Here is a 15,949-nt window from a genome sequence, read left to right on the forward strand (position 1 = left end):
GCAAGATTGACACCTCACCCCAGCCCTCTCCCCAAAGGGGAGAGGGAGCAAAACCAACCAGATCGTGACCATGACCGTCAAACCCAACGCACTCCCCTGGCTGCTGCTTTCCGCCCTGGTCATCGCCCTCGACCAGCTCAGCAAATGGTGGGTGCTGGCCGCCTTGCAGCCTGCCGGCGTGCCGCACCCGGTGATTCCCGGCTTCCTCAACTGGACGCTGATCTACAACCGCGGCGCGGCATTCAGCTTCCTCACCTGGGCCGGCGGCTGGCAGCGCTGGCTGTTCGTGGCGCTGGCGCTGGTCATCAGCGCCGTGCTGGTGGCCTGGCTCGCGCGCACCGCGCGACGCGACTGGCGCACTGCGCTGCCGCTCTCGCTGATCGTCGGCGGCGCCATCGGCAACCTGATCGACCGCCTGCATGCGGCCCAGGTCACCGACTTCATCGACGTGTACTTCCGCGACTGGCACTACCCCGTGTTCAACATCGCCGACTGCGGCATCACCGTGGGTGCGGTGATGCTGGTGGCGTTCGGCCTGTTCGGGGGCAAGGGGCAGGACGGCGTGCGATAATCGTCATCCGCCTGCAGGAGCGCACCCTGTGCGCGAATGCTTTCGCTTCGATCAGGGCGCAACGCAATCGTGCACAGGGTGCGCTCCTACGGCTATCTCTCCTGCCGGTGCTTCCATGGACATCCTGCTCGCCAATCCCCGCGGTTTCTGCGCCGGCGTCGACCGCGCCATTGCCATCGTAGAACGCGCGCTGGAGTCCTACGGCGCGCCGATCTACGTGCGCCACGAGGTGGTGCACAACCGCTACGTGGTGGACAAGTTGCGCCACGACGGCGCCGTATTCGTGGAAGAACTGCACGAGGTGCCCGATGGCGCCACGGTGATCTTCAGTGCCCACGGCGTGTCGCAGGCGGTGCGCGAGGAGGCCGAACAGCGCGATCTCAAGGTGTTCGACGCCACCTGTCCGCTGGTCACCAAGGTGCACATGGAAGTGGCGCGGCTGGGTCGCGTGGGGCGCAGCGTGGTGCTGATCGGCCACGCCGGCCATCCCGAGGTGGAAGGCACCATGGGCCAGTGGAACCCGACCAATAGCGGCGAGATCCTGCTGGTGGAATCGGTGGAGGATGTCGCCGCGCTCGTGCCGAAGTTCCCGCACCTGCTGTCCTACGTCACCCAGACCACGCTGTCGGTGGACGACACCAAGGCGATCATCGAAGCGCTGCGCCTGAAGTTCGCCGACATCGAAGGCCCGCGTAAGGACGACATCTGCTACGCCACGCAAAACCGCCAGGACGCCGTGCGCCGCCTTGCCGACGCGGTGGATCTGATGCTGGTGGTGGGTTCGGTCAACAGCTCCAACTCCAACCGCCTGCGCGAGCTTGCCGAAAAGCAGGGCGTGCGCGCCCACCTGATCGATGGCGCCGAATACATCGAGCGCTCGTGGCTGGAAGGCGTGCAGCGCATCGGCCTCACCGCTGGCGCCTCCGCCCCCGAGAAACTGGTGCGCGACGTGATCGCCCGCCTGCAATCCTGGGGGGCGGGCGCAGTGCGCGAGCTGGACGGCGAACCGGAAACCATCACCTTCGCCCTGCCCAAGGAACTGCGCTTGTCGGCGGGCGGACAGACAGCGGGCTGATCCGCTCCGCCAGACACAAAAGGCCCGCATCGCTGCGGGCCTTTTGCTTGTTCAATGGTGCCGGAAACAGGAGTCGAACCTGCGACCTACGCATTACGAATGCGCCGCTCTACCAACTGAGCTATTCCGGCGATGTTGAATCGCGGATTTTACGGGGCGGCCGGGTGGGGCGCAAGCCGCGCGGCCAGGCCGGAGTGGCGCTGGGTGCGGCGGGCGATGGTCTGTTCGACGATGGCGGCGCTGCCGACCAGGCTGAAGCGACGGCGGGCGCGGGTGATGGCGGTGTAGAGCAGTTCGCGGCCGAGCATGCTGTTGAAGGCGGAGCCGTCCGGATCGTGCGGCAGCAGCAGGGCGGCGTGTTCGAACTCCGAGCCCTGCGACTTGTGCACGGTCAATGCCCACGCGGTTTCCGCGTCCGACAATCGCGAGGGCGAGACGAAGCGCAGCCGCGTGCCGTCTTCGTGGTTCGTGTCGGCGGCGAGAAAGGCCACCGCCAGGCGCGTGCCGCCGCTGCCGTCGGCGACGGGCAGGCGCAGGCACACGCCCACATCGCCGTTCATCAGGCCGAGGCTGTAGTCGTTGCGGGTGAGCAGCACCGGGCGACCTTCGTACCAGCCAGGATTGTCGAGGGCATGGCCGCCGTCGATCAGGCCGCGTGCGCGCAGCGCGGCAGCGAGTTGCCGGTTCAGCCCTTCCGCGCCGTGTGGTCCGCGGCGCAGCGCGCACAGCAATTGGAAGCGATTGAATGCTTGCAGCACGCCGCGGGCCCAGTCCGCGTGTGCCGCTTCGCCGGCATGGGCCGCCGGGCGATGCGCGCTTAGCCATTCGAGGTAGTGGCGATAGCCGCCGACGTTGTCGTGTGGCGAAACCGAGCCGTCGATGGCCAGCGTCGTCAGTGTGCCGGCATCGCCATGCGGCTCCCACGCGAGATCCGGCGCAGGTGTTTGCAGAAGTGCCAGCGCGGCGCGTGCATCTCCCGTGTTCACCGCCTGCGCCAATCGGCCGATACCGCTGGTCGCGCCGAAGCGATGGCTTTCGCGCAGCATCGCGATGCGTTGGTCCAGCGGCTGCGCATCGGTCTGCACGAAGGCGGCAATGTCGTCGCCGGTGGTGTTGGCGATCCATTGCACGGTGGCGTCGTCGTAGTGGCCGGCTTCCGCGCGTCGGCACAGATCGCCGAGCACTGCGCCGGCTTCCACCGAGGAGAGCTGGTCCTTGTCGCCGAGCAGGATCAGCCGCGCCGACGCCGGCAGCGCGTCGAGCACGGCGGCCAGCATTTCCAGGTCGACCATCGAGGCTTCGTCGATCACCAGCACATCCAGGTGCAGCGGGTTGCGACGGTCGTGGCGGTAGCGGCGTGTGTCCGGCCGCGCGCCCAGCAAGCGATGCAGGGTGAGTACTTCGGCGGGGATCGCCGCACGCGCGGCATCGTCCACGGCCAACCGCTCGAGTTGTCCGGAGATCGAGGCATTGAGTCGCGCCGCAGCTTTGCCGGTGGGCGCGGCGAGGCGGATGCGCAGTGGTTGCGCGTGTCCCCGCAAGTGCAGCGTCTGCAACAGGCCGAGCAGGCGCACCACGGTGGTGGTCTTGCCGGTGCCGGGACCACCGGTGATCACGCCGAAGGCACCGCGCGCGGCGAGTGCGCAGGCGATGCGCTGCCAGTCGGGCGATGTGGCATCAGGGAACAGTCGCGCGAGTTCATCGGCGAAATGCGCGGCGGGCGCTTCGTCGCGCGTCACGCGATCAAGGATGCCTTGCGCCACGTTGCGCTCGTGGTTCCAGTAGCGACGCAGGTAAAGCCGCGTACCGTCCAGCACCAGCGGTGCGTCAATGGGCGTGCCGTTGCTGGTCGCTGCAAGCAAGGGTGAGGCTGGCAGGTGCATGGTGTCGCCATCGCGCAACGCGTCGGCGAGTACGCGCCAGTCTTCGGGCCAGTCCTGTTCCTGCGCCAGCGAGGGCAGCAGTTCGAGGTCCAGGCAGAGGTGGCCGTCGGCCAGTTGCCGGCTCAGCATGGCGGCCAGCCACAGCAGCGCGGGGGCGATTTGCGCATCGCGTTCGGCGAGGAAATGCGCGAAGGCCACGTCCAGCGGGCGCAGGCGCTGTTGTTCCAGCGCGCGGTCGAGCAGGGCGGATAGGTGCTCATGCCGCATGCGCGATGTCCCCCTTGGCAAACAGCTTGTCCAGCGCATCGACCAGCTCGAACGGCAGGCGCTCGCGGTGCACGCCATGGCCATCGCCATCCACGCCGCGCAGATAGAGGTAGAGCACGCCACCCATGTGGCGCTCGTAGTCGTAGCCGGACAGGCGTGCCTTGAGCTGGCGGTGCAGGGCCAGCGTGTAGATCGCGTATTGCAGGTCGTAACGGCTTTGCAGCACCGATTCGCGCATGGCCTCCACGGTGTAGGCCCCGGCGTCGCGGCCCAGCCAGTTGGACTTGTAGTCGGCTACGTACCAGCGGCCCTCGTGCTCGAACACCAGGTCGATGAAGCCCTTGAGCATGCCATTGACCAGCTTGGGCGCGATGGCGGGCCGCGGCGCGCCGGCCAGGGTGTGCGTCGTGACGAGCTGATCCAGTGCCTGCGCCTGCACGTGCCTGGCCTCGAACCAGAACTCCAGTTCGGCGCGGTAGCGTTGCGGATCGGTGAGCGCGGCCAGCGGCATCGCATCGCCGCTGGACAGCGGCAGGGGCGTGCGCAGCAGGGTGGGCAACCAGGTGCTCAAGGGCGCGATCCAGCGTTTCCAGTTGTGGGCCTGGCAGCGCCGCGCGATGGTTTCCAGCAGCAGCGGCGAGGGCGCGGCTGCGCGGGCGAAGCCCTCCTCGGCACAGTGCTCCAGCAACTCATGCAGGAAGGTGCCGGGCGCGGCGCCGCGGTCGAAGGCGTGGATGCCTTGCGCGGCAGGAGTGGTATCGGCAGCGGCGTCCGCGTGCGCGGTTTCGGCCAGCGTGGATTGGGCGGCGGTTTCCGGTGCGGCATGCGGCGTGGCCTCGTCGTGCTGGGCCAGCGCGCTGTAGCTGGCAATCCACCACGGCGTGTGCGAAGTCAGCGTGCAACGGCGCGCATCGCGCGGCTGCATCGCGTTGCCCTGGGGCAGGTAGCGCTGCGTGTCGCCCTGCTCGGGCAGTTCGGCAACGTCGATGGCCGGCTGGCCTTCGGCGAGCTGGTCGACGCGCGTGCGCAGCTCCGCGGGCTCGATGGGCTGGCCGCCGGCCAGCACGTAGCCGAAGGCGGATTTGTGCAGTTCCGACGCCTTGCCGTTGCCGTTCTTCAGGCAGGCCACGCCCAGCCAGCACAGATGGCGGGCGCGGGTGAGCGCCACGTAGAGCAGGCGCAGATCTTCCTGCAGGCGTTCGGCCTCGGCCTGCTTCCAGGCGTCGGCATCGGGGCGCAGGTCGAAGTGCGCTGCGCCGTGCATGTCGTGCCACAGCAGCGGTTTCTTGTCGCTGGTTTCGCGGAAGCCGCAGACGAAGGGCAGCAGCACCACGGGGTATTCCAGACCCTTGGATTTGTGGATGGTGACGATCTTGATCAGCGCGGCCTCGCTCTCCAGCCGCACGATCTGTTCCTCGGCGGCCTCGCCGCCGACGGGGTTGGCGATCTGTGCGGCGAGGTGACGGATCAGCGCGTGCTCGCCGTCCAACCCGGTAGCGGCCTGCTGCAGCAGTTCGGCCAGGTGCAGGAGATTGGTGAGCGCGCGCTCGCCGTCGACACGGGCAAGCAGACGCGCCGGTACACCGAAGCGGTGCAGCAGTTCGTGCAGCATCGCCAGCACCCCATGGCGCTGCCACAGCGCGTGCAATTGGCGGAAGTGTTCGCCGCAGGTTTCCCAGTGCGCCTCGTCGGTGTTCAGGCGCTCCAGTTCGGCCACGCTCTGCCCCATGCACGGCGTGGCCAGCGCGGCACGCATGGCGCGATCGTTGCCGGGCTGGGCGCAGGCGGCCAGCCACGCGAGCAGTTCGGCGGCCTCGGTGCTGGCGTAGACGGACTGGTTGTCCGAGAGATACACGTGGGCGAGGCCGCGCGCGTGCAGCGCCGTGCGCATCGCTGCGGCGTCGTGCCTGTCGCGCACCAGGATGGCGATATCGCCGGGTTGCAGCGAGCTGAGCTGGCCGTCCTCGTCCGCGAAGCCGCAGCGGCCTTGCTGCGCGGCGGCCAGCCACGTCACCAGCTGCACGGCGGCGTGTTCGGCCATGGTCTCGCGCCAGACGCCCGAGCTGAGTGTCGACGTGGACGCATGGACGGCCATTTGCATGGCGGGCAGGTTTCCGCCATCGAGCCGCAGTTGCTCCTTGCGGCCCTTGGCGTCCACCGCGATGAAGGGCAGCGCCTTGCCGAAGCCGAAGGCGCCGTCGTCGTATTGGTCGGCAAACAGGAAGACCCGATTGACGGCCTTGACCAGTGCTTCGGTGGAGCGGTGGTTGGTGCCCAACGTCCAGTGCGGTTCGTTGGCTTGCTCGCGCGCGACGAGGTAGGTGTGGATGTCGGCGCCACGAAAACCGTAGATGGCCTGCTTGGGGTCGCCAATCAGCAGCAGCGCCTTGCCTTCGACACCCACGTAGCAGCGTTGCAGGATGCGCCACTGCAACGGGTCGGTATCCTGGAACTCATCGACCAGGGCCACTGGGTATTGCGTGGCGATCAGCTGTGCCAGCGCATCGCCAGTCGCGCCATGCAGGGCGGCGTCCAGTCGCTTCAGCATGTCGTCGTAGCCGAGCTGGGCCAGCCGGCGGCGGGCTTCGTCCATGTGCTGAGCCACCCATGGTGCGGCGTGGGCAAGCAGCAGCGGGGGAAGCGCCGAGGTTTCGGCCCGCCGGGCTTGCAAGTGCTCCAGCGCGGCAAAGGCAGGATGCGAAGGAGCTTGCCTGTCCTTGGCAGTGCACTCGACCAGGCGCGGTTGCGTGAAGCGAGCCAAGGTGTCGTCGTCGAGTTCGTTGCCCTGGGCCCACGCGCGCATGGTGGCGAGGTGGCCGGGAAGGTTTTTCGGTACGACCAGGTTGCCCTTGAGCACCTTGGTTTCCGAAGCCGTGAGCAGCATGGCCTCGATCGCATCGACAGCGGCCAGCCAGGTTTGGCGGGCCGTGGCCTCGGCCTCGTGCAGCGCGCCGGCGGGGGCGTCGAGCAGGTCCTTCGGCGCGCGCGGCGCGGGCAGGGGCTGGCCGCCCAGCTGCAGGCGACCCGCGTGGGGCAGCAGGGGCGCGAGCGCCTTTTGCAGATCCGCCGGGGTCTTCCATGCGCCGAGGAACACGGCAGCCGCCTCGCGACCCAGCGTGAACACATGGCCGCGCCAGTAGTCGCGCACCGCTTCGGCCAGCAGTTCGGCTTCGTCGGTTACCTCGTCGCTGGCGGCCGCCTCGCCGCTGGCGAAGGCGTGCTGACTGAGCATGCGCTGGCACCAGCCGTGGATGGTGAACACCGCGGCCTCGTCCATCCATTGCGCGGCCAGTTCGAGCTGGCGTGCGGCGCGGGCGCGCTGCTCGGCATCAGGGTAGTCGGCGATCAACGTGGTGAGGAAGTCGTCGGGGGGGCGCTTGCCACGGAAGGCTTCGGCCGCTTCCGCGAGCCGAGTGCGGATGCGCTCGCGCAGCTCGGCGGTGGCGGCCTTGGTGAAGGTCATCACCAGGATCTGCGCGGGCAACAGCGGCGTGCCGCCGCCGTGGCCCAGCACCAGGCGCAGGTACAGCGCGGCGATCGTCCAGGTCTTGCCGGTGCCGGCGCTGGCTTCGATGAGCTGGGTGCCGGCCAGCGGCAGGCGCAGCGGGTCGAGCGCTTGCGTGCTGCTCATGCGGCACCGTCCACAGCGCACGCGGCGTCGAACAGGGGGCGGTACAGGTGTAGCCAGTTTTCGAAGCCGGCGGCATGCAGGGAGGCGAAGTCGGGCCAGCTGCGGGCGAGGGCGGGCTCCTCGTCCACTTCGCCGCGGCCGTGCTCGCCGTCGCTGTGGTCGTAGCGCTTGCTGGCGACCGCAACGGCTGCGTCTGCGAGGGCGGCGGCGGACTTCTGTTTGTCCGGCGGGGCTTTTGCGTTTGCCGCCTCGACCTGCAGCCAGGCGAAGGCGGTCTTGCGCGCGAGCGGCAGCGGCGCGCGCAGGCCGGCGGCGAACGCAACGAGCAGCGCGTCGAGATGGCGCTTCGCGTCGGCGGTATCCAGCGGGCGCAGTTGCACCATGGCATCGGGCGCCACGATGTGGGTAGTGGTGGACAGCGCATTGGCGTTCACCAGCAAGTGCGTCGCCCAATAGGCCAGCAGCTTGTCGTGGCGCAGCTTCTTGTCCGGCATGAGCTGGCTCGCCGTGGCCACGAGGCAAACGTGGCCGCCGTCGTCGTCCGTGCGCAAATCGTCCAGCGTGTCCTCGATGCTCAGCCCGTGCGCCGCGCCGTGCAGCGCGTGACTTTCACCGGTGCGTGGATAGTGGGCGTCCAGCGCGTGCCAGCGTGTGGCGGCGCGCCTGGCGGCGGCTTCCATCGGTGCCAGCGTCAGTGCGCCGAAACTGCCCGGCGGCAGCTCGCCCTGTTCGTGCAGGCGTTGTGCGGCCGGCGCCAGCGCGGCGTCGCCGGCGTGGATGGCGGTGCGGAGCAGGGCGTCGGTGAGCTGATGGTTTTCCAGCGGGCCGAGGGCGAAGGGCTCGTTGTCCGTGTCGGCATCCTCGTCGCCGGCGAAATGCACGCCCAGGCGCTCGGCGTAGAAGAGCTTGGCCGGTGAGCGGAGGAAGCCTTGCAGCAGGGCAAGGTTCAAGGGCGTTTCGCGCGGCCACGGCGCGAGCGGGACGGCTTCGGTCTCGCGGCGTGGCTGCCGCGCGCGCTGCCACTCGGCGGCGTAGGTGAACAGGCGTGCGTCGCTGGCAGCGTCGAAATAGCTGGGACTGAAGGCTTGCAGTGGATAGTCGGTGGTGAGGGCAAAAAGGGGGTCAGAGTCGCCTTTCGATGACGGGTCCGTTTCTGATTCGATTGCCTCGCTCGAAAGGCGACTCTGACCCCTTTTTTGCCAGCCGGCGGCGAGGTAATCGCGCAGCTGGCCCACCAGCACCGAGGGTGGCAGCTCGCTGTTGTCGCGCGCGCTCTTGCCCACCCAGCTCACGTACAGGATGTCGCGGGCGGAGAGCAGAGCTTCCAGGAACAGGTAGCGGTCGTCCTCGCGGCGCGAGCGGTCACCGGGGCGTTGCTGGCCGGGCGTGGCCATCAAGTCGAAATCCGGTGCGTTCGTGCGGCGCGGGTAGTCGCCGTCGTTCATGCCGAGCAGGCAGACCACGCGGAACGGAATCGCGCGCATCGGCAGCAGGGTGCCGAAGCTCACCGCACCGCCGAGGAAGCGTTGCGACAGGCGGCTTTCGTCGATGGCGGCCAGCCAGTGCTCGCGCACCACGGCGAGCGGCAGCGTGCCGTCGAAGCCGGCCTCGGCGCAGGACTGTTCCCACGCGGAAAGCGCATCGTCCAGTCGCTGCAACACGAGTGCGTCGTCATCGTCGCGGCCGGCGTCAAACATGTCCGCAAGGAGGTTGCGCAAGCGTTCGATCCAGTGCGCGGGTGTGGCCGGCATGACGAACAGGCGCCACCAATGTTCCAGCCGCTCCAGCAGCATGGCGAGCGGGCCGATCAGCGCGGCGTCGAGGCCGCCGACCTCGGCGTAGGGCGCGATGCCGTGCAGCGACGCGCCGTCGCCCACCGCATAACCCAGCAGCATGCGGCGCAGGCCGAAGCGCCAGCTGTTCTGCTCTTCGGGCGGCAGGCCGAGGCTTTCCTTTTGCGCGCCGTCCAGGCCCCAGCGGATGCCGGCGCCTTCGATCCAGCGGCGCAGCACGGGCAGGTCGGCCTCGTCCATATGGAGGCGGCGGCGCAGTGCGGGTGCGTCAAGCAGATCCAGGATGTCGCCTGCGGCGAAACGCGATTCGGGCAGGCGCAGCAGCTGCTCCAGCGCCACCAGCAGCGGGGCGCTGCCGCGCGCGGGGCGGTCGGCGACGCTGCACGGCAGGTAGCGCGGATCGTCGGGCGGGATGCGGCCGAACACGGCCTGGATGTGCGGCGCGTAGGTCTGGATGTCCGGCACCATCACCATCACGTCGCGCGGTGCCAGCGGCCGGCCTTCGCGCGCGGCGCGCTCGAACAGCGCCAGCAGTTCGTCGTGCAGGACCTCCACTTCGCGCTGCGGGTTGTGTACCACGTGGAAGCGCAGCGACTCGTCGTCGTCTCTCCATGGCTGGCGTTGCGCAGGATCGGCGGGCAGTGGCTCGAGATCGAGGATGGCCTGCTGCACCTGGTGCAGCAGGTTGTCGCGGCCCGGCTCGGTGAACAGGTCGATGTCGCGGTTCAACGCGGCGAAGCGCGCGCGGTAGATCTCCGGCGCGTCGAAGCCGTCGAGCAGGCGGATGTAGTCACGGCCCTGCTTGCCCCAGGCGGCGAGCAGCGGATTGGCGTGCAGATGCAGTTCCTCGTATTGCGGCATTTCCGGTGATCCGGGCTTGGCCGCCTGGCGATGCCGCTCGGCCTTGAGCAGTTCGCGATCCTCGATGATGTCGGCCCAGTAGTGCCGGCACGGATTGGTGACCAGCAGGAACACCTGGCACACGCGGCCCAGCGCGGTGAGGGCTTCCAATGTCTGCTGTGGCAGCGAGGAAATGCCGAACACCACGATGCGCCGGGGAAGTGCGGCAGGGCGCGCTTCCAGCGTGGCAGCGCGTGCGAGGAAGGCGCGATGCATGGCGGCACGATGGCTGCCGCGCTGCGCGGCGCCCACGTCGCGCAGCAGTGCGCGCCACAGTTGCGCCTGCCAGCGCTGCGTGGCGGGCAGCGGCAGGCGTTGTCCGCGCGGGTCGTCGCGCAGCACGTCGCGGCCATGTTCCCAGTCGTCCAGCCAGTCGGCGCGATAGACCTGGTACTGGTCGAACAGGTCGGCGATCTGCTGCGCGAGCTGGAACAGCCTGGCCGGATCGACGCGGCCCTCGCCGAGGAACTGGCGCAAGGGCGCGAAGGCTTCATCGCCAAGCTGCGTGGGCAGCAGGCGCATCAGGCGCCAGGCGAGGCGCGACTTGTCGAACGGCGAATTCGCCGGCACCGCCTCGCGGCCCAGCACGGCGCGATACGCGCGCCACAGGAAGCGGCCGGGCAACTGCATGTCCACCGCCGCGCTGATGCCCATGCCGCCCGCGTCGCGCGGGCGCGCCAGCGCCAGTTTCAACCACTGCGCGATGCCGTTGCTCTGCACCAGCATCAGCTCGTCTTCCAGCGGCGCCAGCGGCGCACGCGCCAGCCATTCGACCAGCAGGTCGCGCAGGTCCTCCAGGCGGTTGCCGTGCACGACCATCAGGCCGGGCTGGATGTCTTCCATGGGGGGCGGAGCTGTCGGCATCCGCAGATTCTGCCCAGCTTTCGTCTCGGCGTCTGCGATTCGGGAAATCGCAGGGAGCGATTCCTGTCATTCCGCCGGCAACGGCATGCAAGGCGGTCGCTCGTAACGGAAGCAAAAAAACGGCCCGGAGTGTCCGGGCCGTTTCCTTGAGTAGGGCGGCCATGGATGGCTGCCACTTTGATTCTCGCGATCAAGGACGATCGCAAAGACCCATCTCAGCCGTTCACCCAGACGCCCACGTGGAAGTGCCAGCCATCGCCGCGCTGCTCCCAGTGCGGGTGCACGTAGTGGTAGCCCGGACGGATCGTCTCCCAGTGGCCGCCCACGCCGACATAGCGGTGGCCGTTCCAGTGCCAGTAGCCGCGTGCCCAGATGAAGCCGGGACGGGGCGGCGGAATCACCTCCTCGATCGGCGGCGGCGGAGGCTGCGGCGCGATCACTTCCACCACCGGCGGCGGGGGCGCCTCGTAGATCACCGGACGCGGGCGCGGACGCGGCGGCGGTTCCACCACGCAACCCGCGGCGGACACAGCCGCGGCGGAGACAATCAACAGACCTGCAAGACGACGTGACAGCATGAGGTTCCTCCCTCGTTTGATGTAGCGAAGCGGATTCGCGGCGTTGCCGCGCCGCGAAAGTGGTTGGAGTCTAGAGGCGATCGGCGCGATGGAAAGGGTGTCTTGGCACCGATTCCATCGCAGGTTGTTGCTTATTCAGCGCGCCCAGTAACCGTCGCTGAAATGCCAGTTGCCGTGCGGCCCGCGGTCCCAGTGCGGCGGCAGGTAGCGCCAGCCGGGGCGCCCGCGTACCCAGCGGCCGCCGACCCACACATGGCGATGCATGCGCGGGCTCCACATCCAGTAACCGGGTGCCCAGACGTAGCCGAAGCGCGGTGCCGGCACCGGCTCGTAACGCGGCGGCGGCGGGGGTACGCCGATGCCTACGCTTACACCCACGCCGATCCCCTGGGCTTGCGCGGCAGGCGTGGCCACGAAACCAACGCAGGCCAGCGCCAAGCCGGCGCACAGGATCAGGGCGGAAGACTTGCGGTTCATCGTGCTCTCCATGATCGCCGCGAAAGGCGGCGTGCAGGTCGGGAAACGCCAGCGTGCCCGAGTGTGTTGACGTCGCGCCAGTGGCGCGTTCAGGAAAGAGTGGGGCGGCGCCTGGGATGGCTGAGCTGCAAATTCAGAGACAACGGGCGAGTTGTCGGATGCCCTCCTGGATAGCGTGTTCGTCCACGCTGCCGTAACCCAGGATCAGCCCGCTGCGCCGCACCTCGCCGCGATAGCAGGGCGACAGCGGCCGCACCGACACGCCCGCCTGCGCCGCTCGTCGTGACACGGCTACGTCGTCCACGTCCGGCGGCAACAAGGCAGTCAATTGCATGCCAGCTTCGGCACCAACGATCTGCAGCACATCGGGCAAATAACGCTGGATCGCTGCCTGCAGCACCGCGCGCCGCGCCGCGTACAGCATGCGCATGCGGCGGATGTGCCGCGCGAAGTGGCCCTCGCGAATGAAGTCGTGCAGCGCACGCTGCGGCAGCATCGGCGAACAGGTGTCCAGCGCGTCGCGGGCCGCGCGGAAGGCCGGCAGCAGATCCTTCGGCACCACCAGGTAGCCGAGCCGCAGCGCGGGGAACAGCACCTTGCTGAAGGTGCCCACGTAGATCACCCGCGCGTCGGCATCCAGTCCCTGCAAGGCGGCGATCGGCTTGCTGCCGTAGCGGTATTCGCTGTCGTAGTCGTCCTCGACGATCCAGCTGCCCGCGCGCGTCGCCCACTGCAGCAGCTCGATGCGCCGCGCCGCGCTCATCGTGGCGCCCAGCGGAAACTGGTGCGAGGGCGTGACGTAGGCCAGGCGTGCCGCCGGCGCGCGGCGGATGCCCGCGGCCACGTCCATGCCGTCGCCATCGACCGGCACCAGCACGGGCAGGGCATTCACCGCCCCCAGCGCCTGGTGTGCGCCGGAGTAGCCGGGCTCCTCCACCCAGGCCTGGTCGCCGGGGTCGAGCAGGGCGTGCGCACAGATCTGCAGGCCGTGCTGCGAGCCGCTGGTGATCAGGATCTGTTCGGCGTCGGCATGCACCGCGCGCACTGTCGCCAGGTATTCGGCGATCGCCGCGCGCAACGGCGCGTGGCCCATGGTGTCGCCGTAGACCAGCGCGTCGGTGCCGACGTGGCGCGCATGCCGGCTCAGCAGGCGCGACCACACGCCGTGCGGGAAGTGGTCGAGCGCGGGCACGCCCACGCGGAACGCACCCTGGCTCTCCAGCCAGGTCTGCGGCGGCGAGGCCATCGCCGCCACCCGCGCGGCGACCCGGCGCGGCGCGGGCGCGGCGGATGCCACCGGTGCGCGTTGCACGCGGCGACGCGGCGTGGCTGGTCCCTCGTGTGGAATCGCCGCGGCCACGCAGGTGCCAGTGCCGGTGAAGCTCTCCAGATAGCCCTCGGCATGCAGCTGCTCGTAGGCGCCCAGCACCGGCAGGCGCGAAACGCCGAGCTCGCCGGCCAGCGAGCGGGTGGAGGGCACGCGCTGCCCCGGGCGCAGCCGACCCTCGGCGATGGCGCGGCGAAACCACTCCGCCAGCTGCAGGTAGATCGGGCCGCTGCCCTCCAGTGCGATCGACGGCACCAGGCTGGCGGACGCATGTCTCATGGCGGGTTCCCGAGTGGTCATGTCATATTCTCGCTTGGTGGCTATTTGTTCGAACCACCTGGCTGCCTAGTCTGCCCGTGAAGCGCAAACGGTGGAGGTGTCGGTGGTCATGCTGGGAAGGGCGACAAAAGCACACGCATGGGGGCGCTGCCTCGCCGTGCTGCTCCTGCTGCTGTCCGGCATGGGGGCGGTCATGGCGCAGGACAGCGTCCCGTCGCGCCAGTCGCTGGACGACGCCTGGTGGACCGGTCCGATGCTGGCGAATTCCGCCGAGACGCTGCCGCAAGGGCACATCCTGGTCGAACCCTATTTCTATGACGTTACTTCGAAGGGCTCGGACGCCTTCGGTTCGCGCGCTTACGTGCTCTACGGGCTGACCGATCGGCTTACCGTGGGCCTGATCCCGATCATCGGCTACAACCGCGTAAGCAACGGGCCGAACAGTTCGGGCATCGGCCTCGGCGACCAAATCCTGCAGGCGCAGTACCGACTCACCCGTTTCCACGAAGGCAGTTGGCTGCCCACGCTCGCCGTGCAGTTGCAGGAAACCTTGCCCACCGGCCGCTACGACCGGCTCGCGCGCGCCAGCGACGGCATGGGCGGCGGCGCCTGGGCCACCACGCTGGGCCTCAATGCGCAGAGCTATTTCTGGATGCCGAACGGCCGCCTGCTGCGCGTGCGGCTCAACCTCACGCGCACCTTCAACGGCGATGCCGACGTGACCGGCGCCAGCGTCTACGGCACCGCGCCCGGCTTCCGCGGCACGGCGCGTCCGGGCGACGCGTTCTACATCGGCACCTCGGCCGAATACAGCCTCACCCGACGCTGGGTGCTGGCGCTGGACCTGTTCCGCAGCTACGGCGCGGCCACCCGCGTCGACGGCAGCACCGACCCGGTCGATGCCTTGCCCGTGCCCACCCACCTGCAGGCCGGTCCCAGCGACGTCTATGGCTACGCGCCCGCGGTCGAATACAACTTCTCGGCGAACCTCGGCGTGCTGTTGGGCGCGCGCGTGATCGTGGGCGGCCACAACGCGACGCATTCGGTGACGCCGGCCATCGCGATCAACTATGTCCATTGATGGTCATGGAACGACGCGGGAAACCTGGCTGACGGTTGGCCGCAAGTAAGGGCAGATGCGATCAAGGTCGACCCGTCGGAGTTTCAGTTGTGATGGGGAAACTTCATTCCACGCTGGCACGTAATCCAATCAAGAGAGCGACCACATGCATACCACGAAGATCCTCCTGCGCGCTTGCACGCTTGCCCTGGCAGCCATGGTCGGATGGCAATCGCCGTCGATCGCCGGCCCGGCGCAGGGCGACGACCAGCAGCACGCCTTCGATTTCCACTTCGGCACCTGGAAGACCCAGATCATGAGCCGGGACGTCACGGCATCGGGCGTCGGTGCATGGGGCAAATTCGCCGGCACGGTGATCGACCAGCCCCTGTGGAACGGACACGCCAACGTCGAGAAGATCGAAGCCTCCGGCTCCGGCGGCCACTTCCAGGGCGTCACGCTCTTTCTCTACAACCCGAAGTCGCAGCAATGGAGCGAACGGTTCGCGGGCAGCGACGACGGCACCCTGCAGGATCCTTCGTACGGCGAGTTCAAGAACGGGGTCGGCGTGTTCCATGCCTGGACCGAGTCCGGCGGCAAGAAAGTTCTCCAGCGCGACATCTGGTCGAACATCACGCCGGACTCGTACCACTACGAGATCGCGGTTTCGCTCGACGGCGGCAAGACCTGGACCACGGATTTCGTCGCGCAGCTCACCCGAGTGAACAAAGCGCCGGACTACGAAGTGCACCACACCCCGGGCACCGGGCCGGAGCACGACTACGACTTCAACATGGGGCAGTGGACGACCCGCATACGCGCCGTGCTGAATCCGCTGTCCTCGCCCAGCGCATGGAGCAATTTGAACGGCACGCACGCCGTGTATCGCCTATGGGAGGACTGGGCCAACATTGGTCAACTCGAAGTCGATGGACCCGACGGCCACACCGAGGACCTGGCGCTTCGCCTCTACGACCGCAAGACGCAGCAATGGCGCGTCTATTTCGCGAACAGCAAATCCGGCACCCTCAATCAGCCGATGGTGGGCAAATTCGAGAATGGCGTGGGCACCTTCGTCGGCATGGACGAGATCGATGGCAAGACCGTGTTGATCCGGAACATCTGGTCGGGCGTCACCGCGAAATCCTGCCAGCAGGATTGGGCCATCTCGACGGACGGCGGCAAGACCTGGGTGCCCACCTGGACATCCACCGACACATTGGGCGGCTGATCCCGAGGCACTG

The 15,949-nt window shown here is 68.5% G+C and carries 10 protein-coding genes and 1 tRNA gene; 4 read left to right on the forward strand and 7 right to left on the reverse strand.

Annotated elements, in window-relative coordinates; translation table 11 throughout:
• Positions 1-70 precede the first annotated feature (70 nt).
• Both lspA and ispH read left to right on the forward strand, forming a co-directional pair.
• A complete protein-coding gene (gene lspA, locus ISP25_RS19595) occupies positions 71-571 on the forward strand; it encodes a signal peptidase II (protein WP_192156370.1) in 501 nt (166 codons plus the stop codon).
• A gap of 115 nt (positions 572-686) precedes the next feature.
• A complete protein-coding gene (ispH, locus tag ISP25_RS19600; protein ID WP_404616084.1) occupies positions 687-1,646 on the forward strand; it encodes a 4-hydroxy-3-methylbut-2-enyl diphosphate reductase in 960 nt (319 codons plus the stop codon).
• Positions 1,647-1,701: 55 nt separating this feature from the next.
• Here ispH and ISP25_RS19605 read toward each other — a convergent pair.
• From ISP25_RS19605 to pdxR, 7 genes are all read right to left on the reverse strand, one after another.
• Positions 1,702-1,777 (reverse strand) — tRNA-Thr (locus ISP25_RS19605).
• 18 nt (positions 1,778-1,795) lie between these two features.
• Entirely contained in the window at positions 1,796-3,796 is a 2,001-nt protein-coding gene (gene recD / locus ISP25_RS19610) for an exodeoxyribonuclease V subunit alpha (protein WP_404616085.1), read from the reverse strand.
• Positions 3,786-7,427, reverse strand: coding sequence for an exodeoxyribonuclease V subunit beta (recB, locus tag ISP25_RS19615; protein ID WP_404616086.1), 3,642 nt, complete (start codon positions 7,425-7,427; stop codon positions 3,786-3,788). Before recB ends, recD begins: the two co-directional genes overlap by 11 nt.
• Complete coding sequence (gene recC, locus ISP25_RS19620) at positions 7,424-10,963, reverse strand: exodeoxyribonuclease V subunit gamma (RefSeq protein WP_404616087.1); 3,540 nt, start codon at positions 10,961-10,963, stop codon at positions 7,424-7,426. Before recC ends, recB begins: the two co-directional genes overlap by 4 nt.
• A 236-nt stretch (positions 10,964-11,199) precedes the next feature.
• A complete protein-coding gene (locus ISP25_RS19625) occupies positions 11,200-11,562 on the reverse strand; it encodes a YXWGXW repeat-containing protein (RefSeq protein ID WP_192156364.1) in 363 nt (120 codons plus the stop codon).
• Between the two features lie 135 nt (positions 11,563-11,697).
• The gene (locus tag ISP25_RS19630; RefSeq protein WP_225578266.1) at positions 11,698-12,039 is read right to left on the reverse strand and encodes a hypothetical protein; all 342 of its coding nucleotides are present in this window, start codon (positions 12,037-12,039) and stop codon (positions 11,698-11,700) included.
• 133 nt (positions 12,040-12,172) lie between these two features.
• A complete protein-coding gene (gene pdxR, locus ISP25_RS19635; RefSeq protein ID WP_192156362.1) occupies positions 12,173-13,645 on the reverse strand; it encodes a MocR-like pyridoxine biosynthesis transcription factor PdxR in 1,473 nt (490 codons plus the stop codon).
• A gap of 109 nt (positions 13,646-13,754) precedes the next feature.
• Here pdxR and ISP25_RS19640 point away from each other — a divergent pair, with 109 nt between their 5' ends.
• Entirely contained in the window at positions 13,755-14,726 is a 972-nt protein-coding gene (locus tag ISP25_RS19640) for a transporter (protein WP_404616088.1), read from the forward strand.
• 145 nt (positions 14,727-14,871) lie between these two features.
• The gene (locus ISP25_RS19645) at positions 14,872-15,936 is read left to right on the forward strand and encodes a hypothetical protein (protein WP_404616089.1); all 1,065 of its coding nucleotides are present in this window, start codon (positions 14,872-14,874) and stop codon (positions 15,934-15,936) included.
• The last annotated feature ends 13 nt before the right edge of the window (positions 15,937-15,949 follow it).

Source organism: Rhodanobacter hydrolyticus (genome assembly GCF_044904645.1).